Below are 26,564 nucleotides of genomic sequence, written 5' to 3' on the forward strand. Positions count from 1 at the left end.
CATAACTAGCTAAAGAGAGCATCAATCCGAGTGTTAAACAAGCTTTTTTATAAAACATCGTCAAATTCATTTTTGATTTTATGGTTTTACGCCTTCCAAAGTAAGATGAACCTGGCGTACATCATCCTTATCTTTAGTTTTTAGGTGCACACTAATATTCACAGGCTGATGTGGATCGATTTTATTAAAGGACCATTCGTAGGGATAAGCCAAACATTTAACCGATGTAGAAGCATCATCGTTGATGACTAATTCTGCCTCGGCGCCCGTTAGTGGCGAAGTACTCAAATAGGTATAAATAGAATCCCAACCAAATGGGGAACGAATTCTGAAAGCATAAAGGGTGCCCCAAGGTGCACCTAAATTAATTTCTTTCATTCCCTCTTTTACTGGCAACAGTTCTTTTTCTACTGTGTTGGTTTGAAGCGGGAAAGCATAAGCCACCATACCTTTTCCAGCTACTGTTGCTTTTATTTGATGCTCAGCAGATAGTGTGCCTACTGGTTCAGAAGTTTGGCCCTGATAAAGTTTAATCCCTGTATTTTTAATCCCTATTTCATTGGCATTAAGCGTAAGGCTAAACTGTTGTTGCTTGCTAGATTCGTTTAATAAGATAACCCAAAAACGGTCCTTTGATTTGGCGGTAAGGTAATTGATCTCTGGAATATCAATGCTCACCAAGCCTTTTTTCAACCAGATACTGGCATTGTTATCGTCGTAAATGGCTCCTTTTCCACCACCATAAATTCGGTTGTTAAACCAAACAAAGCCTTCTTGCTTGCCCCAAGGAAAACTGATACGCCCCTGCGATCTTTGTACGGCTTCGGTCACCAAAAAGTCTAAGGTAAAAGCAAGGTGCGGAGAAATATGGTGATAATAAATGGAATTGATATCTGGGCCTTTGTAAGGATATTCGGCACGGTAAGTAAGGTCTGTGTAGCCTGTGGCATAGTAGCCAGGATAACCAGAAAAACGTCCAATAATGGAGTTACGAGCATATATTTCAAAAATATCACGCTTATTATATTCAGCCATCCTTAACAAATGCGGTGCCCAAGTTGACATGAAAATATGGCGAACATTTTTATTCGGCAAAAAGAAGGTACTGGGTTGCTCTAAGCCAAGCCCCACGGGAGAAATTAACGACTGCGGGACTTCTTTTTCTTTCACATCTCCAGCACGACGGGGAAAGCCCAAACGAAATTTATCGCCATTTTTCCACCATAAATTGGTATTGCCTTCATATTGGTTTCCTTCGTGGATCAACTGCATTTTATCTTCAACGGTTGGATACGAACGGATGCCCGCGATGGTAAAATACGAAGCATACTCAGCAGCCCTTGCAAACGAAGCATCTTTAGTCACTTCGTAAAGGTCCATCAAATCCCACCAGTAGGGATAAAACGAGGTGTTATAAAATGGTTGAGCGGTAAGCAAATTGCTTTTGGTTCCATACACCTCACTTTGCACAAAGTCCTTGGCGTGTGAAACGGCCTCATTAAGCCATTTCTTATCTTTCGTAAGGCGATATGCCGCCAATTCCTGCGTCCATGCGGGGATGTTTACCGAGTAGCCCGAAAGCTTTCGGGGCAACTGATCAGGCATGGCAACTTGCAACAACCAAGGGTTTTTGTGCCCTAACAGTTGGTTAAGGGATTCGAAATAAGCTGTGTTAAATTGTACGTTTTTATAAGGATTTAATTCAAGCGACTGCTTTGTAGGGTTATATGGAGCCCCTACACCAGTTGCCCATCTGAAGGCACTACGAGACAAGGTATATTCGATGGTTGGCAATGCACGGGTCAAATATAAATCTTCATCTTTGCTCAATACCGAAGCTGAAATAATGGCCAAAGGCGATGATTGTGCTACGGTTGGTGCGATTTTAGGATCGGCTTCTATATCATAAAAACCCTTCAACTTTGGATTCCATCCCGAAGCATCCTCATTTTTGATCAAATCGATGATGTTAAAGACTGCATTGGTTAAGGAGGTAGAATCTTGTAGGCGATAATCTTTTACCTGATAAATATGGGTAGATACATAGACCAAAGCCTCGTTCCAATTGCCAGCAACAGCACCAATGTTAAACTTTCTTTTTAACGTTGCCCCTTTCAGCAATTTCGAATCGCTCAATCCCAGCACTGGCGCAAAGGCCACGGGCTGTACTTCATTCAACTCATTTTTAAGTGAAAAGCCCATGCGTGAACTCACGTCTTTTGCCCAGTCCAAAGGAAACTCATCGGCTACGCCCGACACAAATAAACTTAAGGGTTTGCCTGTATTGGCTACCTCTACAATGACCAAAGGTTGGGGCGTCATGGCACTAGGTACCAACAGCGGCTCTTGCGGAATGCGGGTATAATTGAACATGGGAGGCAACTGCACATTTTTTACGCTATTGGCGGCAACAGCTTGAAAAGCCGAAACCACAAAACTGTAAAAACCATCTTCTTTGGCTGCGTATTCCAAACTCAATTCGTAATTGGCCGACTCGGGTTTTAGTTTCCAAGTGCCTTTCACCTCATTTCCTTCTTCGGTTAAATAGGTAATTTTAATTTCTTCGGATGATACTTGTGTAACAGCTGTTGGTTTGCACAAAAGCAAATCGCCAGCAAAAAATGGATTTTTAGCCCCATTTGGATCCATTACCTGATAAGTTTTTCCATTAGCAGAAAAGGTCGTGATGCTTGTCGCATTTTTCCACGAGGCATAATAGGGTCCAAATTCAATTTTAGGTTTTTTAGCTCTTAACAGGAAAATTCTATTTTCTTCTGCATTTTGGCTAAGGCTTACCCATTTGTTATCCTGAAAAACTTCGGTGAGGGTAACGATGTGTTTTTGGTTTGTCTTGGCATCCAAAACTTCCTGTATGGTCAATTTTAGTTTGCCATTGGTTAAGGTACCAAGTACTTTTTCTTTTTTAGTGAAGCGAATTGGCGTGGTGATATTGACCTGCGCTTGGCTTGCTACCACCTGAACAGGTTTTAAATAGTAGCTATTGAGCGATTGCTCTTTTTGGTTAGGATCAAAGGCTTCATCGGTGGTAAAAAAAACAGCATCACAACGGGCAAAACTTAACTTGGTATTTTTTAACCTTAGCAGATTTTCGCCAGCATTTAAGGTCACTTTGCCTACTTTTTCCCAATGATAGCCTTCTTTTAAATGGGCGCCAGATTCTGTGCCCACTGGCTCATCATTGCAAATCAAAAGGTATTTTCTTGTTCCCGGTTTATTTTCAGCGTAGTCTCTTGATCTGGTCCAAACAACGTAATTGCCTTTGTTGGCTATTTTAACTACGGTAAATGCATCAGTAGTAGGCTCTGCAGCCGCAGACCCAATGAGCGCCCCTTTTCCTGAAACATTTGTCCCTGCTTCTTTACCCAAAGCCCATCCGCCTGGAAATTGAAAATCTTCGGCTTCTATCAAATAGTTTGTTGGTGCTTGTGCGTGAGTATTTACTGCAAAAAAGCAAGCCAGCAATATGGTAAAACTTATTTTCAAATACTTTCTATCAGTATTAACCCCTTGTTTCATCATCAATAATTTAAGGCAATCACTTTTAAACCATAAGCTTCAATTTCGATATTCCATGTTTGATCGGTAGCGGCTAATTTTTGCTTTTTTGAAGCAGGGTCCATAAACATTGCACTTTTAATTTTGCTTACCGAAGCTCCTTGGATTTTCTCGGGATTGATATGGATTTGTGTGTTTAGCGGCTTGTTGCTGTTGTTGAGCAAAACCAAAAAGCATTTCTTCTGATTTGTATTAATGGCTTCGATATAATCGAGGTAAGGACTGTCTGCTTTGAGCAAACCATCACTAAGCATTAATGAAACGGGAGTGTTATAGATTTTCCCTTGGGCAAAGCCATAACTTTGATGCGGCCCTACTTTTGGGGTAATAAATCCTCTCGGAAAGGAAACTTCACCATTAGAGCGGAGCTTTGCCTCAGACAAAAGATAGTCGGTGATCCAACCAATTTGCCACCAAGCATGATGAGGGAATGAACCTGGCCCAGCATTCATGGCCGTCCAGTAATAAGAAGCTACGCTTGTTTTTTTATCTACAAAAGCATCGCGGCCCCATGCGGCAGCCCTGGCCATATCCAAATAAATAGGATCTTTGGTGAGTTCGTAAATACGTACAAACAAACCTGCATGACTGGCCAATAAAATTGGTCCCATGGAATTGGCAGAGCCTATGCTTCCGCCATGCTCAAAGCTTAAACCTACTTGACTAATTTCCCAATCTTGTCGGCTAATGCCTTTTACTGTTTTCACCTCTTTGGTAGGAATGGGGTGCGTATAAATAGAAGTGGTATAAAACTTAGCCGCTTTAATGGCCGATTTTAGATAAGGGTCTTTTTTGGTGAGTTCGTAAAGATCCAATAATGCTTGGATACTTTGTCCCGTAGCAAAATCCTGCACAAATCTGGTATCGCCACAAACCCCGAGAAAATGTCCCTTATCAATAGCTTGTTTAATGTACCAATCGGCACCTTTACAAGCGGCTGTCAAATATTTTTGATCACCCAAAACTCTATAGGCAATCAGCAATCCGTAAAACGTTGGTCGTAAATCTTGAAGTTCGGTAAAGAGTTGCTTTTCGGAGGCATGGTCGTAAGCTACCGCCCATTCGCCCTGCTGTCCTTGCCAAGCCAATAATCGCTCTGCACCTTTTCTTAATTTTTCTTTTAATTCGGCATCACCTGGTTCAAACAGCAAGATGTTACCGATATCCATCATGGTGTAGTAGGTTACACCAATAGGTTCCACATATGGCCCCCACTCTTCTGTAAACTTTTTGCTTTTGGACAAATAATATTGCCCGGCAGCAGACCCTTCAAAAAATCCTGGTTTATCTTCTTGTTGAAGCAATTTAAAGTTACGGGCAAACGGTAAACGTTGTTTTTGTAAAACTGAGTCTTTCATGATGTTCGAAAGCATCCACATGGCACCGTAATCGGAGTTTTTCATCGCATCTTTATCCGATCCCAACACGCCACCAAGATAGGCCTGTGCACCAATGGTTAGGTTTTTATACTGTTCGGTGCGCCACATAGACGTTTTATCATCGACCACGTATTTATGCATGGCCAAAATACGATCTGTGAGCGATTGCGAGGTTTGCTTTAAATCCAAAAAGTCCTTAAAACGATAAATATCATAAACGGCATGCTTAAATACGGTATACCAATCAGCTGCTTGAAGCGAGTATCTAAAAGTAAAGCTGGTGGTTTCTCCCTTTTTAAGGAATGATCCTTTTTGTCCCAGTACTGGATGATAAGCCGTTGGCGAAAGTTTTGCCACTCTATTCATGAGCGAAAGCCCCAACAACCATTCATTATGGGTGTTTTTGTCTTTGCTCCAAGGGTTTCTTCCTTTACCTGGTTCTGGAATAACTGCCATGGTTACGCCATTTTTTGAACTGATCAATGGCGAAAGTGTACTTGCGGTACGTTCTCTTACCACAATTGGCCTATCGGGGATCCCTTGTCCATAGGCATAGGCTTTCACCAAGTCTTTTTCCACCGTTGCACCCTGAAAATATCCTGGCATTAAGCCCCAAGATAATTGATCATTTGAAACCGTTGCCAAGGTTGGACTTGCGATAGAATAATAGCCGTCTTTATTGGCTTTTAGGGCTATTTTAACCGTAATATCTGTAGGGAATTTTGGATCAATTTGCCATAAGGCATTGATGCTTGCCGTTCCTGTTTCTTTAGAGAAGTTGAGGGACTGATCTTTATTTTTGGTAATCTGATCAGGGTAGAACTGTATAGCCTCTCCCGCAGTATTTAACTGCACCGATTGCGTAACCTGACTCCAATGAGAAGTGATGTACTTATAAATAGGCTCTGGGAAATTTGACTTTTTGCCATCTTTATCAAACAATGGTGCTTCTACCGTATCTGGTTTAATAGCGGTATAAAGTATGGTATAACTGCCCTCTGGATTGGGTACTTGTATCCAGTTCTGCTGACCTTTAACTGCAATATTGGTCATGCGCCATCCTTTCTCTCCCTTTTTCCAACGGAGATCTAGTTTTGATCCTTTCAGCATCACCTCCTCTCTACTTTGCCAAGCAATATTACTGAAGGCGATGATGGCAAGACAGCTCAAAAGGCCAGTGTAAAACGCATATTTTTTCTTAAAAGTCATGGCTAAGCAATGGGGATTTTTGTTTTAACGTGAAGTGATGTATTTTAAAGCGTCATTGTTTTATGTTACTGAACAATATTTAACGTGAGTTCTTTTACAGTTTCTTTAACAGATGAACCCAACCTGTTTGAAACCAAGAAGGAAACTTTATATACACCTGCTTTATCATATTTGTAAATAAAATCAGAAGGCTGCGTACTGATGTTCTTAAGCACATAACCTACGTCTGACTTGATGAAATTTGGATCTAATTGTTTAGACACCACCCAATCTTCGTTATCATCTGAACCTACCGCACCACCATACATTAATAATTGTGCGCTGGTAATGGTCCATACTGCTGTAGGGTTCTTATAGTTGATTCCCACCCAACCTGCATCTGCCATCACGGCTAATGGGGTTACCGAGGTACCACGAACCGAATTGGCATTAAAAGTACGGATTACCCAACGGTTTTGCTGGGCGGCGGTTTTCACATCAGTGTATTTGAATGCTACAGAAATTGGTTTCCCCAGATCTGAAAAATCAGATAAATCGATGGCCCCAGAAGGCGTATTATCCGCACCAGTAGAAAATACCGCACGACTGGAAACATCGGTCCATTTTGCGGCACTAACGGTAGTGGCATTAATGGCTCCGATAATGTCTGAAGTAACCAATAACTGAAGGTTTTGTCTCACTCCCCTATCTACCAAAGAGGTAAACTGAACTTGTAACTTACCAGGCAACGAGGTACGGTTACGAAACTCATATTTCTTTCCGTCTTCGCCAGAAAAGAAGGTAATGTTATCTGGGTTTCCTGAAAATTTAAAGGTTATTTCTTCGCCAACTTTATAGGTTAGGGCGGCAGTTTTCACCTCAAATTCAGGCGTTTCTACTTTATCTTTTGCACATCCCGATAAGACAACCAATAAAGTACTTATCGCAAAAATCAAGTGTTTCATTTTTTTAATTTTTATGGTCATCAAATTTTACCAGCCAGGATTTTGATCATGAACGCCAATACCTGGGTTAAGCACCAATTCGGAATTTGGAATTGGGAAAAGGAGATTTCTGGCCGAGGTGTTTTTACCTGCCGAGCTCGCATATCTCCAGTTAGATGGTGCACTCGCCGTGATTTCCGTTGCCAAGGTATTCATTTTGGTCACGTAAATACCCCAACGTTTTAAATCATGTTGTCTCATTCCCTCAAAAGCAAACTCCCTGGCTCTTTCATTTTGAATTTCTTCCAAAAATCTAGCTGGCGCTAAGCCTGTTGCCACATCCACGGTGGGATCTGTTACGTTTACGGGCTTATTATGTCCTCTTCTTCGTACTTGGTTCAGGTAGTTTTCTGCCAAAGCATTAGGTCCGTTATTAATGGCGTTGGCCGCTTCGGCATACATCAACAACACATCCGAATAGCGCAGTACAGGGAAATTAACCCCGTTAAAATCTTTTGTTTTAGGCATTACGCTTTCATAAGTTCTACGCCATTTGCCAATGTTACGGTCGTAAATTTGTGCCGCTGTCCAAGCGGTTTGGGTAGTTACGTTATTAGTAGTAGTGTATCTAAATGGTGCAATACACCAGTCGCGTCGCACATCCGTTGCATCGTACAAATTATACAAACGTGCAGTAGTGTTGATACTTCCCGTAGAATATCCGGGGTCAACCAAATCTGTACTGGTGATGCCGTTGCTAATTCCCAAAGTACCTCCTTGCATAAAAGTACCCGTATTATTCCCATAAAAACCAACTTCCCAAATACATTCCTTAGGATCTTGTAGGTCTTTGGCAGCGTTAATGAAAATCTGTTTGTAGTCGGTATTTAAAGCATGTCGACCTGAGTTGATCACTTTTTCAGACCATTGCAGGGCTTCGGTATATTTCGACTGGTCATTTAAGGGCTGTCCCGCCATGGTTAAGCAAACCTTGGCCAATATGCCCGCTACTGCAGATTTTGTGATTCTTTCGCTGTATTCAATACCTGTATCCGTTTTGTCGGCAGGGTCTTTTTTAATATCCAATACCAAAGGATACGCCTCTGTCATGTCTTTTAAAATTTGGGCATACACATCTTTAAGTGCTGCTCTAGGCAATGGCACTTCGGTTGGATTTTTGGTAGAAGCTAGTTTTAAGGGTACGCCACCAAAGTTATCGGCCAATAAAAAATAGTAATAGGCTCTTAAAAATAATGCTTCGCCACGCACATTGTTTCGCCTCTGCTCATCCATTACCGGTTTGTTGATGTTTTCAAGCACTGCATTGGCACGGTCAATGCCTTGGTAAAGTGCTTCCCAAAACCTGCCAATGTCGACATGTGCCGCATCAAAATCTAACACATAGATGGAAGCCGTAGAAACATTGCGATAAAAAAACTCATCGCTAATGGCCAAGTAGGTAAACAAACCTCTGCGGTAAGTTCTTTCATCGGCCAATTTATTATATACACCCACCAAAGCGGTATTTAATTCGCTTTCGGTATTAAAATGATTTTCTGGTGTTTTAAAATCAGTTGGCTCTGTTTCTAAAAATTTCTTGCAGGAAGTAAGCGGCAAGGTGAATAAGATGCACATCAAATAAATAATCCTTTTCATGTTCAATTTTTTAAGTGATTATGATTTATAGTGTAAGGTTAAGTCCAAAAATGATTGTTCTCGCTTTCGGGTAGGCCGACCAATCAAAGCCTGGTGTAAGTGCCGAAGCGTAGGTAGAAACCTCTGGGTCAAGTCCCGAATAGTTGGTCCAGGTATATAAGTTCTGAGCAGAAGCATAAACCCTAAAGTTTTTAATCTTTAGCTTTTTAAGCAGCGATTGGCTAAGGGTATAGCCCAAAGAAACCGTTTTTAACCTGAGGTACGAGCCATCTTCAATAGTTCTGGAAGAATAAACCAATGGTCCCTGTCCGTACACTTTATAAAGTTCGTTGGTTTGGTTTTCTGGTGTCCAGCGGTTGGCATAAGAAGCAAACATGTTTAATGAATTTCTATTTTCGCCACCTTCAAATTCAATGCGGTTGGCATTCAACAATTCGTTGCCGTACGACCATTGAAAGAAGACGTTAAGGTCAAATCCCTTGTAGGTGAAATTATTAGAAAAACCGCCCGTATGCTTTGGATTAGGATCGCCAATAATGGTTTGGTCGTAACTGTTTACCTGCCCATCGCCGTTAATGTCTTTGTATTTAATAAAACCGGGCTGTACGGTTGCTCTTGACTGGCCGTTATTAGGCACATTGTCTTTGAGCACATAGCTGCCATTGGCCAACTGGTTAAAATCACTATACTGATATACGCCATCCCAAACGTAACCATAAAATTGTCCTATTGGACGCCCTGGAATAGCAATGTATGGATAGGCATTGTTGAAATTGCCCCAGTTGATCCTAGATAAAATGGATGGATCTTCTTCCGTTAATTCCAATACTTTGTTGCGGTTAAAGGAAATGTTGAAGCTACTGTTCCATGAGAAAGTTTTATTCTTCACATTGGTAGTATTCAAAGTAAACTCAAAACCTTTGTTACCAACCTTACCAATATTGCGCATGCCGTTTAAAAAGCCCTGCGAAGGTGCCAATGATGAATTGATCAACAAATCGTAGGTTTTTTTATCGTAGTAATCGGCCGTTACAGAAATACGGTTCTTTAATAAACTTACGTCCAAACCAATATCAGCTTGAGAGGTGGTTTCCCATTTTAAGTTTCTGTTTCCTAAAAGATTAGGAATAGATCCGTTCACTGGGCTGTTGTTAAAGTTGTAGCCAGAGTTGGAAATAATTTGATATGAGGATAGATAAGCAAAATCATTTACCCTGTTGTTTCCGGTTAAACCGTAGCTAAGCCTTAATTTAGCACTGGTGATGGGCTTAATGCTTTTCATAAAAGATTCGTCGCTCATTACCCAGGCAAAAGAGCCCGAAGGGAAATAGGCCCATTTGTTGCCAGAAGCAAATTTAGAAGAACCATCAGCTCTGAATGAAGCCGTGAACAAATACCTAGACTTGTAGCTATAATTCAACCTGGTTAGGAACGACATTAACGCCGATTTTGAACTGGTGGAATATACACGACTAGGCACTCCTTCTTCTAGCCCACTAATGCCCAACGATTCATTAGGTACCTGCGTAGCCGCAAAACCAGAGCTGAAAGCTGAGATTTGTTGAAGGGTAAAACCTGCAAGTGCCGTAATGTTATGCACTTTATTGATATTCCGTTTAAAGGTTAGGGTATTTTCACTTAAATAGTTATTCAAGTCGTAATTCATGATGGAACCATTTACCCCATTACTACTTGACAACGGATTACCCGATCTTGTATTTGAATTGTTGAAGATTTCCTTTCTGGTATCTCTTTTGGTTATACCGCCAGAAGCCCTGAAGGTTAAATAGTTCGAGAACTTATATTCGGCATAGGCATTGGCCAATATGGCGCTCACAAAAGCAGGGTTATATTCATTTCTGGTCGAAATGGCTGGATTGATACGATATTCGGCCGTAGGGTTCACATCTGGATCAAAAGGTTGCTCTACCAATTGTTCATCGGTCAGGGCATCGCCAGTAATAGGGCGGTATCCCCAAACGCTGTACATTAAGCTGGCAGTGGCACTACCATTTTGCTCAGTGGCAATGGTACCATAGGTTTTAGTACTCGAATAATTAAGGTTGACCCCTACCTTAAATTTAGGATTAATGGTCTGATCTAATACAATTCGGCCTTGATATCTGTTAAAACCACTGTTAATGATAATGCCATCCTGATTTAACACAGAGCCCGAAATAGAATATCTGGTTTTATCGGTACCACCATTGATAGATAAGAAATGGTTTTGCATAGGCGCCGTCCTGAATACTTTATCCTGCCAGTTGATTCCTGGTACATTTCTATAGTATTCTAAATCTCTTCCATCTTTAAGATAGATGGGTGTGTAAACGGCAGAGTTAAATTCCAGTTGATACTTAACAAACTCATAAGGACTTAATAACTCCTGTTGTTTAAGGTTTTGCTGAATTCCGAAATAATTTTGATAAGAAATGGTAGGATCACCTATTTTCCCCTTTTTGGTGTTGATGATGATTACCCCATTTGCGCCCCTGGCACCATAAATTGCGGTGGCCGAAGCATCTTTCAAGATATCGATCGATTCTACTTCGTTAGGGTTGATCACGTTATTGGTTGGGTCTTCAATCGGAAAACCATCAATGACGTACAAAGGTGAATTGCTTTGGGTGATGGAGTTATTTCCCCTGATGGAAATTTGCATGGGCGCTCCTGGTTGACCGTCTGATGCCGTTACCTGAACCCCTGCAACTCTACCTGCTAAAGCATCTTCCAAAGAGGCCACAGGCGCTTTTTGTAAATCCTCTATACTCACCTGACTTACGGCCCCAGTTAAATCTCTTTTGGTAGTGGTGCCATAGCCAATCACTACAATCTCATCCAAAACCTTTAAATCCTTGGCAAGTTTTACACGGTAAACGGTAGCAGCGGTAATAATTACTTCTTTAGTGATAAAGCCCGTGTAAGAGAATACCAAGGTGCCTTTTAGTTCTGGAATGGAGAACTTAAAAGTTCCGTCATTATTCGTTTGTGTTGTACTGTTGGTTCCCTTTAATTTAACGTTAACACCTGGTAATGGTTCACCCATATCATCGGTTACCGTACCCGTAATATATACCGGTGCGGGGGTGGTATTGGATTTGAGGCGCTTTAGTGCATTCACGTTTTGAAAACTCAAAACGGCACAGAGTAAAACAACATAAAATTTCATTACATAATTTGGTTAGTACAACATATTTGGTTAAAAATCTTGCCTTTTGCCTTGTTCAATAAGGCGGCTTATTTTAAAATGATCGCTTTCTTTAAATGAATGTTTGCGGATGATGACCCGATCAGGATTTCAAATGCACCTGGATCATATCCAAATTTTTTAAGCTTGGTTTTGTAGTAGGCAAAAGCCGATTCGTCCAGCTTAAGGGTAATGGTTTTTGTTTCGCCCTTTTTCAAAAACACTTTCGAAAAGCCTTTAAGCTCTTTAAAAGGACGTGGCACAGGACTTACCACATCTCTTACATAAAGCTGCGCCGCTTCTGCACCATCGCTATTTCCCGTATTGCTAAGCTTAAAGCTTACCGTAGCCTGAGGCGATTTACCTTTGCTACTTACTGTAACTTTTAAGTCGCTATATTTAAAAGAGGTGTAGGACAATCCAAAACCAAAAGGGAACTGAGGGGCTACCTGCTTTGAGTCGTAATAACGATAGCCCATAAATATACCTTCTTTGTAACTCACCCTTTTGCTATTAGCCTCGTCGTAATAATAGTTAAAAGCCGGGTTATCTTCCCATTTTTTCTCAAAACTGATCGGGAGCTTCCCACTTGGATTGGTTTTCCCAAAAAGTATTTCTGCAATGGCCGTTCCGCCCTCTTGCCCAGGATACCAAGCAAACAACAATCCCGGCACTTTGGCAATCCATTTTTCCATGGCTACGTTGCCACCTGCATTTAAAACCACAATGGTTTTAGGGTTAAGACCAGCAATTACATTGATCAGGCTATCTTGGTGATCGGGTAATTCAAACGGGCGGTCATTTCCCTCACGCTCGCTACTTTCATTAAAACCCACACAAACAATGGTAGCATCGGCACTTTTTGCCGCATTGATGGCTTCAGAAAAATCGAGCACATCTGGCGCCCAGGCAAAATTAATGTCTACCGGATGTGGACCCGCATAATATTCAAGTTTTACGGCATATTCTTTACCAGCTTCTAACTGCAGGCTTACACTTTTAGTGGTAATGCCTTGGTCTTTCCAAAGGTCAATCACTTTTTCGTTCCCTACCTCAAGTCTAAAACCATCAAAACCTTTTACGGTGAACTTATATTTTCCGCTTTTTTCTGGTTTAACAAAACCTGTCCAGCGCATAGAGCAGTGATCAAAAGGAAAACCTCTATTCTCGGCCGCAATGTGCCAACCGTTATTGATACTCACAATGGTATCTATAGTTGTTTTAAAAGGCGTTCCAGACAATTTGGTGTTGTTGAAATATTCTGCCTTTAAGCCACGTATTGGCGCACTTGGGCTATGGTAAAACACCGACTTGGCCACCTGATCTGAAAGTACGGGCAAACCCGTAGATGAAATGACTTTAATGTCTTTTGAATATTCTTGGATGCCTTTAAGCACCGAAACAGAATGAAATGGGAAAGTATAGGAACTACCACCACCTGATACATAGGCATCGGCATTGGGACCAATTACCGCTAAGGTTTTAATATTTGCCGATAATGGCAATACTTGTTTGGTATTCTTTAACAGCACGATACCGCCTCTGGCCAAATCAAGAGCTACCTTTGCGCCATCGGGATTATCTTTTGGAATGGAAGTATCAAGCTGTGGCTTGTCGTAAAAACCAAACCTGAAAATGATGCGTAACATCCTTCTCACCTTATCATTGATTACCTCTTCATTGAGCACACCGTTTTTAATGGCCAAATCAAGGTCCTTTTTATTCATGCGCACTGCCCTGGGCATTTCCAGGTCTAAACCACCTTTAGCGGCTTCTACTCCGTTATAGGTTGATGACCAGTCTGACATGACAAAGCCATCAAAGCCCCAAAGTCCCTTTAAAATTTCATTATTCAAATAACCGCTTTGGGTAGCATGAACGCCATTTACCAAATTGTAGCTGTTCATTACCGATCCCGCTTTTGCTTCCTGAACCGCTGCCTTAAAAGCGGGAAAATAAATTTCGTGAAGGGTACGTTCGTCAATATCTGAACTTACATTGTTACGGTCCCACTCCTGATTGTTGGCCGCATAGTGTTTTACGGTTGCCACTACGTTTTCGCCCTGTAGTCCTTGAATATAGCTCACCCCTATTCTCGAGTTCAGGAATGGATCTTCGCTAAAATATTCAAAGTTCCTTCCGCTCATAGGTGCCCTCACAATGTTCACGCCAGGTGCAAGCAAGATGTGCACGCCACGTGCCTTTGAGTCTCTGCCCAGTTCCTTGCCCAATCTGGTGATCAATTGGGTGTCCCAAGTGGCTGCCGATAAAATGCTGGCGGGGTAGGCTACCGCCCTTCCGTCTTTATGCGTTCCTACCGGCCCATCGGTAAGTTTAATTTCGGGCAAACCCAATCGTTGGATGGGTCTAATGTAAAAACCTCTGTATCCGCCAATATAATCTAGTTTTTCTTCCAGCGTCATTTGAGCCAAAATGGCTTTCACTCGATCTTCTACGGGAGCCTTACTGTTGGCATACACTTGTGCATAGGTATGGGTGGTACAGCAAATTGCGATGAAGAACAGGGATATGCGCTTAAAAGAAATGGATCTAGTCATTGATGAAGTAATTTATATTTTTTTATAGTGATCTTACTATCGCTAACCGCACAATTTGGTTACACTGGCAGCATCATGGTTTGATCATTATACTTGGTTACGTTCAGCTGAGGAACTGGTTTGGTTTGGTTTGGTTTAATTTGTTTAACAAAAGTATAAAATATTCTTAATTATCAAACATTTTATTTTTTTTGCCTGTAAGGCCAAAGATTAGCGGTAAAACCTAGCTGTAGGCCCTTTATGATTAGTTTGGTATGGTATGGGCTTTTTTCAGAAATATCCATTAGCTTTGCATTGAAAAACCTACTACAGTGGATCAAACTAAAAAGACAGAAGAAGCTAACCCGAATGTTTCTGCACACCGAATGAAGTATCTTCAGCTTGCTGAACATATTAACCATTTGATCGAAACCAACAAATTAAAGATCAATGATCGTTTGCCTTCATTAAATCAATTAACAGAGCAACTGAAAATCAGCAAGGAAACTGCCTTAAAAGGTTTAAACTATCTATTGGAAAAAGGAATTATTGAGGCTGAGTATCGAAAAGGGTATTATGTAAAAAAGAAAAAGCAGTACCACCCCTATCGTATCTGTTTGATCCTTGACAAGATGAACGTTTTGAGGGACCGGATCTATCATTCCTTTTTAGAAACCATTAAGGATAAAGCTGATGTTGATGTTTATTTCCATCACCATAACTTTAAGGTTTTTGAGAAACTAGTTGACGAAAATCTTCCCAATTATACTCACTTTGTCATTACCACTTTTTTGCATGGCAATACTACGGAAGTCTTAAATCGTATTCCGCCCCAAAAAAGGATCATCATTGACTATCAGGAGAAAAACCTGGATGGTGATTATACCTGCATTTACCAGGATTATAAAACCGACATCCAAGAATCACTTACCGAATTGCTTCCGCAGCTAAAAAAATATTCGAGATTGGTGCTGGTTGCTCCTTTGGAGGCTTTCCATGCCAAGGAAGTGATTGATGGCTTTGAACTGTTCTCGAAACTTAATTCGAAAAAACATACCATCGTCAATACCATAGAAGACACTTTTGCCAAAAAGGGAGATGCCTACATCACCTTTAGCCGTTATGATCAGGATGATGTGACCCTGATTAAAATAGCTCGCAAAAAAGGCTGGAAATTGGGCAAGGATATTGGCCTGCTTTCGTACAACGACACCGCGGTTAAGGAAGTGCTAGAAGACGGCATTACGGTGATCAGTACCGATTTTAATAAAATGGGCGAAGAAGCGGCCAAAGCCATATTGAAAAAGGAAGTGGTTAAAATGCGTGACCCTGCAAAGGTTATTTTAAGGAATTCGCTTTAGGGTCGGAAATTGGTAAAAGAATACCCTTATGTGTCTATGTGGTTCATTTATAATGTTTAAAAAACAAACACATAGATACATAGCCAACTCAATAGTATTAGCAAACCTTCTTTTAACAGATTACCCATCTATGTACCTATGTGGTCCATTTATACTTTTAAAAAACAAACACATAGGCACATAGTCATTTAAGCTTATTAGTTGTGCAGCTGCAAAGTAGGTTGGTGATAACACCAACCATAGGCGTAGTTTTGGGTTAATATGTGACCCATTAATAACATATATGAGCAACTTAAGTTAAAAACGATATGTCAAAAAGACGAATTATAATTATAGGAATTATAACAGCAACCTTAAACTTGTTTAGCTGTTCCGGGCAAATAAAGAAAGACGATGGCAAATTATCCGAAGAATTGGACGAACAAATTGCCAATTCAGTTGACGCATTTAAGAACAGACCGATACATAAAAAATTGACCGAACAAATTATTGACACTACTTCGAACGACAATCTATTACAAGTTATTTTTGACAATCTTTCTGAAAAACAACCAACCGACTATAAAAAAGAATACGAAACCACGATGTCTTGGAATAAATCAAGACAAGCAATTTATATGATCTGGTTGTTGGAAGCAGAAGTAAATAATGGTGGTTACAACCAATTTTACTCCAATTCAAGTGGACAATTTTATAAACATTTACCAGATGCTTTAAAGCTTATCGGCGCAAATAAGTTTGCTGACCTGACCAAAAGAGCCAATGAAACCTTTGAAAGGGAAAATCCCAAAATAACACAACATCAAGATGGGACATTAGAGGGTTTCAATAAATCATATGATGGCAATCCATTAAATAGATATGATGATGAGTTTTACAATCTTTACAAAATAGAAAACTTACAACAAATTCAAGTGGACTTTATAAGGAAAAACAAAAAGGAATTTATAGACAAATGATTCCCCCTAAGCGTAAGTCTTAGTGCTCGAGAAAGAGCTATGACCCGACTTGGGCTTTATTAATTTCTAATCCTCACAAGTCTCCCCACACTAAACCATGTACACAAGACTTGCGCCAAAGTGGGAATTTCTTATGTGTCTATGTGGTTTATTTATAATGTTAAAAAAACAAACACATAGACACATAGCCATTTAAGCTTATTAGTTGTGCAGCTGCAAAGCTGGTTGGAGATAACACCAACCATAGATGTAAAAGGTCAGTCATTTACTGCTTATTATTCCATTGCTGAGCGGCTATATTCAAATTTTATATTATAAAGTTTTTCCTTAAAAATCTTTATTACTTCGGCCTCTTCAAGAATATTTAAACTTGTATCGTTGAGTTTTAAAACCGCATAGGTAAAAGGATAAACCTCATCTCTATAATCATTTATTCTCATAATTAACAGATAACCATTTCGTAGATAAAACTTTACCATTTCGGATTCAGGCTGCACAGAAAACGCTTTGATAAGTAGTTTTCTCTTTTGGCCATTGAATAATAGATATCCTTGGGTTTTTCCGCTGGAGCTTCTTGAATGGCCATGCAAAGAAATTAGATGTACCATCTGTCCAGCTAATTTAAAGCTCCCGTTATAGAAAAGCTCGGATTCTATTTGTTGCTGCATCAAATATTTACCAATGTTGGTGCTGTCAGTACAAATAACATTCAATTTTTTCTTGCGCCCTTGGAAATCAAACTCCGAGATATCTTCCACTAAAAAGGTGCTATCAATTGATATCTCACATGATTTTTGAAAATCTTCCCTTTGTAAGATGATTTGTTTGTCATACCTCCATATCTGTTCATTTTTTGTACAGGAGAATATAAATATAATCAGTGCAAAAGTCGTTTTACCAAGAAGTCTTATTAAGCTTTTTAAATTCATACTATCAGATAATTAAAGCATAAAGACATCATGTTTAACCATATAATCCTCAAGGTTTTTTTCTGCCAATTTATAACTTGGATTATTCCGTAATACCGATTTAAGATCATCTCTAAAACTTGCTATTTTATCATCAATAGACTTAGAGTTTGATTGTGTATCATATCCTTCATTAATGGCGGCGTCAAGAATTTTCTTATCTCTTTTAAAAACCACAAACGTAAAATCTACAATTGGGGCTATCACGTCTTCATTGGCAACATGATATTCTCCTTTTAAACTTCCAATCTCATTCTTTTCGAAAGAGTCGATAATGATTTTCTCTTCCTTTTCAGAAAGCACTAGTTTTCCTTTGTATTTAGTAAGCTCTACAGATATGCTTCTGTTTTTCAAGTCTATCTCCATCCACCATCGTGGTCGAAAGATGATATTATCATTTTCACGATCATAGTGATTACAACTCAAAATCGTACATGCAATATAGAGTAGATAAGTAGTTTGGATAATTTTACGCATCACCTTGGCATTTTACTAGCAATGATGTAAGTATTATTCATTTTCCACAAGTTAAAGAAGTGATAAAAATGTGTAACCCTACAGAGGTTATATTAAGAAATTTACTTTAGGGCTATAATTGGCAAAAGAAATACCCTTATGTGTCTATGTGGTTCATTTACACTCTTTAAAAAACAAACACATAGGCACATAGCCATTTAAGCTTATTAGTTGTGCAGCTGCAAAGTGGGTTAGTGATAACACCAACAAAAGGTGTAATATTATCCCACACTACATTATTAAAGCTATCCCCAGCCTTTCTTAGCAATTAACTCATGCGCCATTTGATCTACTTCGTCCTCTTTTTCTAGATCGGTAGGGGCTAAAGCAATTCGCTTAATTTCATTGATCAAGCATTCATCGTCTATGCCCTCTCCCAGCAATAAAATTACCCAGTATTTCCAATAGGTATCATCGGTTCTAAATACCGCTAAAATTTCGTTTTGAATATGCTTCACATGCTTTTCAAGATACAATTTAACAGGATAGGCCACTGGCCAATTGCCATCCTGCAACCATTCCAACAAAGCGGGAACTATAGGACGCAGCTCATCAATTGAATATTGATTTAGCTTTTCGGCGGTCTCAATATCAAATTTATCTTTAGGTATTAATTCTTTCAAAATCGACTCGGCATAGTTCACTTTGATTTTCAATATTTGATCAGGCTATTTCAGTCTGCTTCTTTTTTAAAAGTCTTTCAGCAATCAACCGCTCCAAATCGTTAAAATTATACTTCAAAGCGTTTGAGGTAATGGACAAAGGTGTTCCGTACATGTTGTAATTACCTTTTATCAATAGTTTTTTAAATCCTTTTGTCCTATTCAAATATTCTTCAGGGTTGGAAATGTGAACCAATAAAATTTTGGTCGACTTCACTTGTACTCTTTCTAGCCCCGTAATATCGGCCCATTTGATCAATCCAATGCCCGCAGCATTGGTATTGTCGATGATTCCCTCTTCATCTATTACTAAGCCAATGGGATTGCCAAGCAACTTTTTAATCGCATACATCGTTAGGGCTCCAAAAAATACAATACTGGCTATCCCCAACAGCCGCAATAGTCCGGGATTGCTCATTCGAGCAGAAACAAATCTTTCGGGGTTAATGATAAAAATTACGCCTATTATTACAAAGGCAAGTCCGCCAAGTAATATCAACAATAATTTACTTTTACTTAATGGGATTTCTATTCTGTCCATGATTTGATGATCAACGAAATTCAAGGCTATTTAACTGCTAATTTAACATTCCAATATTTCTTAGTGCAATTAAATTATAAATCCCTTGCCGTAATGGCAAGGGATTTAATTTTATACCAAGAATTTGTGAGCAACACCTTATTTCCTAATAAACTTAAGACTAATTTTCTCAATTAAAAAAAAATCCCATAGCAATTAGTCGTTTAACACCATAGGGACTTATCAGTCGTACAGCTGAAAAGTGGCTTGGTGATAACACTAACCACAAATGTAATGCATGCCCCTGCCAAGGCTATTTTAAAAAATTCGCTTTAAGGTTGGATATCCGCTATAATCTTAAAACAATACGACTATGTGTCTATGTGGTTCATTTATATTATTAAAAAAAACAAACACATAGACACATAGTCATTTAACGCCATAGGAACTTATTAGCCCGTACAGCTGAAAAGTGGCTTGGTGATTCCATTCATTCATCACGTTGGGAATTAGCACTTTCCTTTTTCATTAGCCATATCCTATTTAATAAATTTTCGGCCTGCACAATAAAAGCGAAGTATTGGTGTTTATATTACTGAGAGCGTTAATTTAGATGGCGGGGACAAAGCGGTATGCTAAGTCCCCGTTTCTTTTAATCATATGCCCGCCCCAATAATCATCTGCCGCCGTAGGAAAGCTAAACCACCAATCAATCTATAATTACATTGATCCCCTGTGCTGTCAGCTTGTTAAGTCCCTCTTTCATGGCCTGTAGCTGTTCGGCCGAATGAGGCACCCAAGTGGCTACCTCGCCAATGACCCTAAAGGGATGTACCGACCGATAGGACATGGTTGGGTTTCCCGGAAATTTCTTGTCTGTTACGTTTGGATCGTTTTCTACCTCTCCCGTTGCCTCAACCAAATAAATTCTTTGGCGTCCGTTGCCCAAGGCCAGTTCGGCACCCCAAATGGCCGCCGTGAGGGTAGCTGCTACATACACATGGCTTAGTTTCCTATCGGCATAATTGCATTGAAAGCCCGGAGCAATATGGTCGCCAATTTTCAGATCAGCCTTTGTGCCGTGGAAAAATGTCTGCGAAAAAGGGCTGTGCGTAACTTGGTTAGGCATTGGTTCATCTTTAATGGTATCCATTGTTAGTGTTTTGAGGTTTGAAAAGCTTAATGAATATTGCCTTAACATCCATATGGTTTAAGGCTACCAATGCTACAGAAATCCCGTGGTAAATGCAAGCCTTAACTTGCATACAGGCCGTGTTTTTTTTTTGCAAATGATGCTTCTCTCCTATTCCCAAGCTTATTTCAATAGTTCTTTCAATGTAGCATGCAGCAGCTCACCTTTTAAATCCTTTGCCAAAACCTTTCCCTCTGGCGAAATCAACAGGTTGGCAGGAATAGTGGTGATTCCATAAAGCTTATGAGCTGCGTTTTGGCTTCCTTTTAAATCCGAAAGCTGGGGCCAGATCAGTTGATCTTCGCGTATTGCCTTTAGCCATTTGTCCCTATCCTTTGCTTCGTCTATAGATACACTCAACACCATGAAGTTTTTGCTTTTATATTGTTGGTAAGCAGCTAACACATTCGGATTTTCGGCCCTGCATGGACCACACCAGGAAGCCCAAAAATCTAGTAGCACGTACTTTCCCTTATAATCGGCTAATTGATGTATTTTCCCTAAGGTGTCGGGCTGAGAGAAATTTGGGGCTTGCATACCTACGCTTATCTTTTTTCCCAGGTTGATACTTTGCTCCACAAACTTGCCCATTCCGCTTGCTTTTAAGGCCACAGGTAATTTCAGATAGGCCTCTTCAACTCGTTTGAGCCATTTCGTGTTTTTAACAAGCTCATTTAAGGCCACCAAGCTTACCAAAGACGAGGGCTTTTGCGCTATAAATTTGAATTTCGCCTCGTCCATTTCCTTCAATACCGAAAGATATTCCCGCGTTACCCGTGACACATAGGCGCTATCTTTTTTCTTTTCTTCGCTAATTTCTGTAGGGTCTTGCATGGCCGACAATTGATCTAAAAAAGGCATCAATAGGACATTCAATTGCGCAAAATCCTCATTCACAGGTGTACCAGAAGGTATACTATGCTTTAGGGTATCTGGGGATTTTAAATGAATGGTTCCCTTTTCCAGATATACGTTGACATGGTCATAAACGATATTCGCAAACTGGGGATTTTGATTGCGATAAACACTGGCTTTTATAGGGGCCGATACTGTTCCCGAGAAAATAAACGTTTTATTTTTAACCAATACCGAATCGTTGGTCCATTGCTGCCCTTTTTTATAGGAAAGGAAAATTTTATCTCCATCCTTGTATTTTTCTCCATAGCCCTTCAACACAAATTGTTCCTGCGCCAAAGTGCTTAGCGAAAAGTGGGCAAATAGCATCAATAAAAGTAGTCTCATGAAGTTAAGGTTATGGTTGGTGTAAATTTTTAATTAAGCATTAAACAAGAGACACCAAAAATGAGCCCAATGTTGCACCGATGATTTGATAGGTGATAAATTTATTCCAAACACTAATATCTTAATCATTTTATGCGTTACCAACGAATATATAAAATGATGAAAAAGCGTTCCTAAGTTCCTGCCCCACAAAAATCTAACAAACTATTGGAAAGAAGCTAAAGACTTGTATCGCTCCAATACCAACATTCATCGACAATATAGTGATTTATGTCGACTGTGGCGCTTAGACCTATCATAATGAGGTATAGAAGCTAGATATTTGGTTCCATAACCATTGCAATATCATGATCAAAAAAACCTTTATTCTTGTTTTAATCACCATTATTTGGTTTAACAGAACGAACATCCTGAAGGCTCAATCCCCTATTGTCTCCCAAAAAGAAATAGTTTCCAGTGAATTGAACTTTGCACGTACTGCCAAACAAATGGGGCTGAAATATGCCTTTGAACAAAACTTAGATTCAACGGCAATGATTGCCAGTGGGGTACATTTGGTTAATGGGCTAAAGGCTTATGCCAAGGTAACGGCAGAGAACAATGACTTATTGGTTTGGCATCCCACATTTGCTCGTACCAACCTTACAGAAGATTTTGGTTTCACTACAGGTCCCTATCTTTATTATAGCCGCCGTGGGGAGCAAGCCGTAGCCAGCGGTAATTATTTTTCTATATGGAAAAAAGATAAAAACCAACGCTTTAAGCTGCTTTTTGATGGAGGTGTAAACCACACTAGTATTAATGAAGATTATCCACAAGCGGTGGAGCGCTCAAACACTCAATTGCTGAAGTTCAAAAAGTCCAAAAAAATGCAACAACCAGCCCCACCTGATTTGACCACTACCCACGAAGCATACAATTATTTAGATAAAGAGGTATTAATTCTAAGGGCTGACCATCCTATCAGATTAGGCAAAGCACATTATACAGATACCTCTGCTGCGCTTTTATACCACCAAAAACAAAGCGGTTACGATGAAAGTGGCAAATTTTATTATGAGGTAGGCAATCTTTACGACCATAACCCAACCATAGACCTTAAAAAAATCAAAGGTTTTTATGCCCAGGTATGGCGTTTTGAGAAAAAATGGACCATTATAGCCGATGTGGTCCAATTGGCACATTAATCGGCATACATCTTTTGAAAATGTTTTCTGTATTGTAATGGTGTAAGCGCAAAGGTCAACCTAAAGAGCTTGATAAAAGTACTCACCGATTCAAACCCTACGAGTATAACAATTTCGTTTACGGTATAGCCGCCCTGTTCCAAATAGTTTTTGGCCCTATTTAATCTTACCAATGCCAAATGTTGGTAGGGCGTAAGTCCAAACATTTCTTTAAAAGTCCTTAAAAGGTGATTTTCGGAAAGGTAGCAGGAATTGGCCACCTCAGCCAAATGAAATTTCTGGTTATAATTATTAGAGATATATTCTTTGGCCAGTAGCAACCTCCTTGAAATATCAGCTTTTGTAGCTGGCCTGGCAAAAGACAACCTTTTGCGTTCCAACCTGAACCTATTATGATGACCGCTAACATAATCCAATAAAAACTGGGAGATGTATTCGTTGAGCAAGGCATCGTGTGTATCTACGGCTACGGTTCTGTTCAACAAGTGCCTAAAATTTTGTCGCATGTCACTATTCATTGGAATAACACTGGCTTCAGGCAAATCAAAAAGGGTTTCACCACAAACCAACTGTTTTTGAAAGGGGTACTGCAGCCTTAAAAAGGCTTCAATAAAATGGGCATTAAGGGTAATGGACAAAGTTTGCACCGGAACGTCGGCCTCAATCAAACATTCACAGCTACATCCTGGTGGAATGATGGCCAAGCAGTCGGGAAAAATGGAAAATTTTCTAGTCCCAATCAACACCTCCTGTCTTCCATTGAAAACAATCTTGATTTGGTAATCATCTGCCAAAATCTGTAGCCGTTGTTCAGCGGTCTTTTCATACTCCACCACATTTTTATTGGCTAACACTCTACAAATTTTCATATTGAAAGCTCAAATCGATAGCTTCTCTCCTCTTTAATGAGATACGTATTGCCCCAACCATCTTTCATCTTAGAAAACAATCCCTCTTTGCCGTAATATGGAGTTGTTATAGCCGAAAAACCTTCGGATTTAAGCATAAAACAAGTAGCAATACAATCTTTAGTAGCCACCAAAAAAGACCTCCCAGGAACGGGATGCAAAGATTCACTTTTTATCAGGTCATTACTTTCATTAAGATCTTCTACCCAGCGCAGTTCTTCAGCCAAATGCAGCGATAGCCACTTGGAAATTTCTTCTAGCGTTAACTCATCAACGTTGTTTACCGTATTATTTATGGAATCGGTCATGTGATTAAGTATTAGTTAATACCTTAAAATTGACCCCCTTATATTTAGCAAAAAACCAACATCGATAGCAGCCCCATATTCTTCTACAGATACCTCAATTTTAAATATTAATGTAGCTTAAGCTTAAAAAGAACGTTAGGGCCTGTAAATTGTCGTCTATCTACAAATTGATGTATTCCGTCTACAAACAGGTCATAACCAAGCGTATAAGCTCTTAGTTTCGAAAACAGTTCACTATCTTTATAGCGCAAGCACATTTCCATGAATTTTATCCCAGCCCTGTCCGCAGCTCATGTTTGTTAAACTTTGGTTACATCGTAAAAGACTTCTTCGTCATCTCATTTTCTGGGGTATATGTCTTGCCGTATTGACTTTTATGTTTTCCGTGGGCCTATCTGGGTATTCCCTGGCATTTAAGTTAGTGCTCATGTTGTTTCCCATACATATTGCCTACTATTACACCGTTAGTGCCCTCATTATCCCCAAGTTCCTCTATCGTCGGAACTTTATTGCCCTAAGCGTCTCATTCATTTTGGCCTGTGCTTTTTTTACCTGTTGCTATCGGCTAATTGAAATTTTCTTTGCCGACCCTTACCTGTTCAAACAACTGAAGCTTATCAACCCAGATTTTAAATGGAAAAAAATTGAGGGAACCTTTGCAGAGCAGTTTTTTAATGGTCAATATATGATCCATGCATTGGAACAGAGCAATACCATTATTTGGGGCGGACTATTGATCAAGTTTGTAGGCATGTGGTACGACCGTAAGCAAATGGCACTCAACTCAGAACTTAATTTCCTTAAGGCACAGATCCATCCACATTTCTTGTTCAATACACTCAACAACCTTTACGCCCTCACCTTGAACAATTCTCCTGCCTCTCCCAATGTTGTATTAGACTTATCACAGATTCTGCGGTACATGCTCTATGAATGTAATACCGACTATGTACTGCTCAAAAAAGATGTAGAGATCATTAAAAATTATATTGCCCTTGAGCAACTTCGTTATGGAGACAAGCTTGATCTTAATTTAAAAATTAAGGGAGAAATTACCGGACAGCATATTGCTCCACTGCTGATGATTCCTTTGATTGAGAATGCCTTTAAGCACGGTGCTAGCGAGATGATCGACGATGCCTGGATCAATATTGTACTTGAGGTAGAGCCCACTTCCATTAAGCTTAAAGTATCCAATAGCAAACCCATGGAGCATCAGCAAGGATACCGTTCCCACTTTGGAAAGATAGGACTGGCCAATGTTAGGAAACGCCTAGAGCTAATCTATCCAGAAACACACCATTTAATGATACATGACGAGGAGGATATGTTTGCCGTTATTCTGCATATCGAATCCATGTCCAATTCATCGGTATCCAAAAAAGAAAAAAGCAATCCAATTGATCCATCATTTGCAGCATTAACTATAGAAAATAAAGGTTTATGAAAATTAAGACCCTTATTGTGGATGATGAACCACATGCCATAGAAATCATCCAGAAATACATCAACGACTTTTCACAGGTGGAACTGGTAGGCACCTGCAATAATGCAGTGCACGCCTTTCAGCTTCTTCAAGATAAACCTATCGACCTGATTTTTCTAGACATCAAGATGCCCGGACTATTGGGCACCGATCTGATCAGGACCTTAAAAAACCCACCAAAGGTAATTTTCACCACTGCCTATCAAGATTACGCCCTTGATGGATTTGACCTAAATGCGGTGGATTATCTACTCAAACCTATTCCGTTTGACCGTTTCCTTAAGGCCATGGACAAAGTGTTTGACCTGTTCAAACTCCAACATCAAAAAAACGACACTCCAGTACATGTAAATGAACAAAGAGCAGAAGATTACCTTTACTTGAGGATAGACAGAAAAAGGGTCAAAATCAATGTGAATGATATTTACTGGATGGAGAGTTTAAAAGACTATATTAAAATTACCTTGAAAGATAAAACGCTTATTAGCAAACAGAAGATTGGCGTACTGGAGGAACTGCTGCCGGAAGATAAATTTATTAGGATCCATCGGTCTTTTATGGTGTCTATGGATAAAATTGAAAGCTATCATTCCTATGCCATCGAAATCCTTGGCAAGGAGTTGCCCATTGGAAGAAACTACAAAGCAGAATGTAAAAAAAGATTGGCCATAGGCGTTTAATTTTTACTTCTTGTGAGGGTTAATATGGTGTATATCGATCATATTACGTCATCTATCTACCAAACAAGTATATGTCTGCTTCTATTTTCATTTTAGCAGCCTAATTAA

Annotated in this window: 19 protein-coding genes; 5 read left to right on the top strand and 14 right to left on the bottom strand. The window is 39.7% G+C overall.

All coding sequences use genetic code 11. The features are described 5' to 3' along the window. Positions 1-78: 78 nt before the first annotated feature. From ABDV71_RS14805 to ABDV71_RS14830, 6 genes are all read right to left on the bottom strand, one after another. A complete protein-coding gene (locus ABDV71_RS14805) occupies positions 79-3,537 on the bottom strand; it encodes a hypothetical protein (RefSeq protein ID WP_343533887.1) in 3,459 nt (1,152 codons plus the stop codon). A 2-nt stretch (positions 3,538-3,539) separates the two neighbouring features. After that, entirely contained in the window at positions 3,540-6,164 is a 2,625-nt protein-coding gene (locus ABDV71_RS14810) for a glycerophosphoryl diester phosphodiesterase (protein ID WP_343533888.1), read from the bottom strand. A 65-nt stretch (positions 6,165-6,229) separates the two neighbouring features. Next, positions 6,230-7,108, bottom strand: a complete 879-nt coding sequence (locus ABDV71_RS14815) for a DUF5017 domain-containing protein (RefSeq protein WP_343533890.1) — start codon at positions 7,106-7,108, stop codon at positions 6,230-6,232. A gap of 27 nt (positions 7,109-7,135) precedes the next feature. Then, positions 7,136-8,743 (bottom strand): RagB/SusD family nutrient uptake outer membrane protein, encoded by a 1,608-nt coding sequence (locus ABDV71_RS14820; RefSeq protein ID WP_343533892.1) that lies wholly within the window; start codon positions 8,741-8,743, stop codon positions 7,136-7,138. Between the two features lie 25 nt (positions 8,744-8,768). Next, complete coding sequence (locus ABDV71_RS14825; RefSeq protein ID WP_343533894.1) at positions 8,769-11,912, bottom strand: TonB-dependent receptor; 3,144 nt, start codon at positions 11,910-11,912, stop codon at positions 8,769-8,771. A 68-nt stretch (positions 11,913-11,980) separates the two neighbouring features. Further along, positions 11,981-14,488: a glycoside hydrolase family 3 C-terminal domain-containing protein gene (locus tag ABDV71_RS14830; RefSeq protein ID WP_343533896.1), complete on the bottom strand. Its 2,508-nt coding sequence runs from the start codon at positions 14,486-14,488 to the stop codon at positions 11,981-11,983. A gap of 311 nt (positions 14,489-14,799) precedes the next feature. Here ABDV71_RS14830 and ABDV71_RS14835 point away from each other — a divergent pair, with 311 nt between their 5' ends. Further along, on the top strand, positions 14,800-15,828 hold the full coding sequence (locus ABDV71_RS14835) for a GntR family transcriptional regulator (protein WP_343533898.1): 1,029 nt from the start codon (positions 14,800-14,802) through the stop codon (positions 15,826-15,828). Between the two features lie 308 nt (positions 15,829-16,136). Beyond that, positions 16,137-16,787 carry a DUF4375 domain-containing protein gene (locus tag ABDV71_RS14840; RefSeq protein ID WP_343533899.1) on the top strand — a complete coding sequence of 217 codons (651 nt, stop codon included), beginning with the start codon at positions 16,137-16,139 and terminating at the stop codon, positions 16,785-16,787. A 275-nt stretch (positions 16,788-17,062) separates the two neighbouring features. On the opposite strand, the gene ABDV71_RS14845 is transcribed toward ABDV71_RS14840, so the two are convergent. The 6 genes from ABDV71_RS14845 to ABDV71_RS14870 form a co-directional block, all read right to left on the bottom strand. Beyond that, a complete protein-coding gene (locus ABDV71_RS14845; protein ID WP_343533901.1) occupies positions 17,063-17,716 on the bottom strand; it encodes a hypothetical protein in 654 nt (217 codons plus the stop codon). A 12-nt stretch (positions 17,717-17,728) separates the two neighbouring features. After that, on the bottom strand, positions 17,729-18,181 hold the full coding sequence (locus tag ABDV71_RS14850; RefSeq protein ID WP_343533902.1) for a hypothetical protein: 453 nt from the start codon (positions 18,179-18,181) through the stop codon (positions 17,729-17,731). Between the two features lie 335 nt (positions 18,182-18,516). Next, positions 18,517-18,927 (bottom strand): DUF5071 domain-containing protein, encoded by a 411-nt coding sequence (locus tag ABDV71_RS14855; protein WP_343533903.1) that lies wholly within the window; start codon positions 18,925-18,927, stop codon positions 18,517-18,519. A gap of 7 nt (positions 18,928-18,934) precedes the next feature. Further along, positions 18,935-19,474, bottom strand: a complete 540-nt coding sequence (locus ABDV71_RS14860) for an STM3941 family protein (RefSeq protein WP_343533904.1) — start codon at positions 19,472-19,474, stop codon at positions 18,935-18,937. A 688-nt stretch (positions 19,475-20,162) separates the two neighbouring features. Further along, entirely contained in the window at positions 20,163-20,582 is a 420-nt protein-coding gene (gene arr, locus ABDV71_RS14865; protein ID WP_343534149.1) for an NAD(+)--rifampin ADP-ribosyltransferase, read from the bottom strand. 186 nt (positions 20,583-20,768) lie between these two features. Continuing rightward, positions 20,769-21,887, bottom strand: a complete 1,119-nt coding sequence (locus tag ABDV71_RS14870; RefSeq protein ID WP_343533906.1) for a TlpA disulfide reductase family protein — start codon at positions 21,885-21,887, stop codon at positions 20,769-20,771. Positions 21,888-22,234: 347 nt separating this feature from the next. Between ABDV71_RS14870 and ABDV71_RS14875 the strand changes: the two genes are divergently transcribed. After that, positions 22,235-23,074 (top strand): hypothetical protein, encoded by an 840-nt coding sequence (locus ABDV71_RS14875; protein WP_343533908.1) that lies wholly within the window; start codon positions 22,235-22,237, stop codon positions 23,072-23,074. Here ABDV71_RS14875 and ABDV71_RS14880 read toward each other — a convergent pair. Next, the gene (locus ABDV71_RS14880; RefSeq protein WP_343533910.1) at positions 23,071-23,943 is read right to left on the bottom strand and encodes an AraC family transcriptional regulator; all 873 of its coding nucleotides are present in this window, start codon (positions 23,941-23,943) and stop codon (positions 23,071-23,073) included. The genes ABDV71_RS14875 and ABDV71_RS14880 overlap by 4 nt on opposite strands. Then, complete coding sequence (locus tag ABDV71_RS14885) at positions 23,940-24,290, bottom strand: hypothetical protein (protein ID WP_343533912.1); 351 nt, start codon at positions 24,288-24,290, stop codon at positions 23,940-23,942. The genes ABDV71_RS14880 and ABDV71_RS14885 overlap by 4 nt, the downstream gene beginning before the upstream one ends. Before the next feature lie 427 nt (positions 24,291-24,717). On the opposite strand from ABDV71_RS14885, the gene ABDV71_RS14890 reads away from it, so the two are divergent. Together ABDV71_RS14890 and ABDV71_RS14895 are read left to right on the top strand one after the other, a co-directional pair. Then, positions 24,718-25,737 carry a histidine kinase gene (locus ABDV71_RS14890; RefSeq protein ID WP_343533913.1) on the top strand — a complete coding sequence of 340 codons (1,020 nt, stop codon included), beginning with the start codon at positions 24,718-24,720 and terminating at the stop codon, positions 25,735-25,737. After that, a complete protein-coding gene (locus ABDV71_RS14895) occupies positions 25,734-26,456 on the top strand; it encodes a response regulator transcription factor (RefSeq protein ID WP_343533914.1) in 723 nt (240 codons plus the stop codon). The genes ABDV71_RS14890 and ABDV71_RS14895 overlap by 4 nt, the downstream gene beginning before the upstream one ends. Positions 26,457-26,564 lie beyond the last annotated feature (108 nt).

It is taken from the genome of Pedobacter sp., from assembly GCF_039594775.1.
In the GTDB taxonomy this organism is placed as follows: Bacteria; Bacteroidota; Bacteroidia; order Sphingobacteriales; family Sphingobacteriaceae; genus Pedobacter.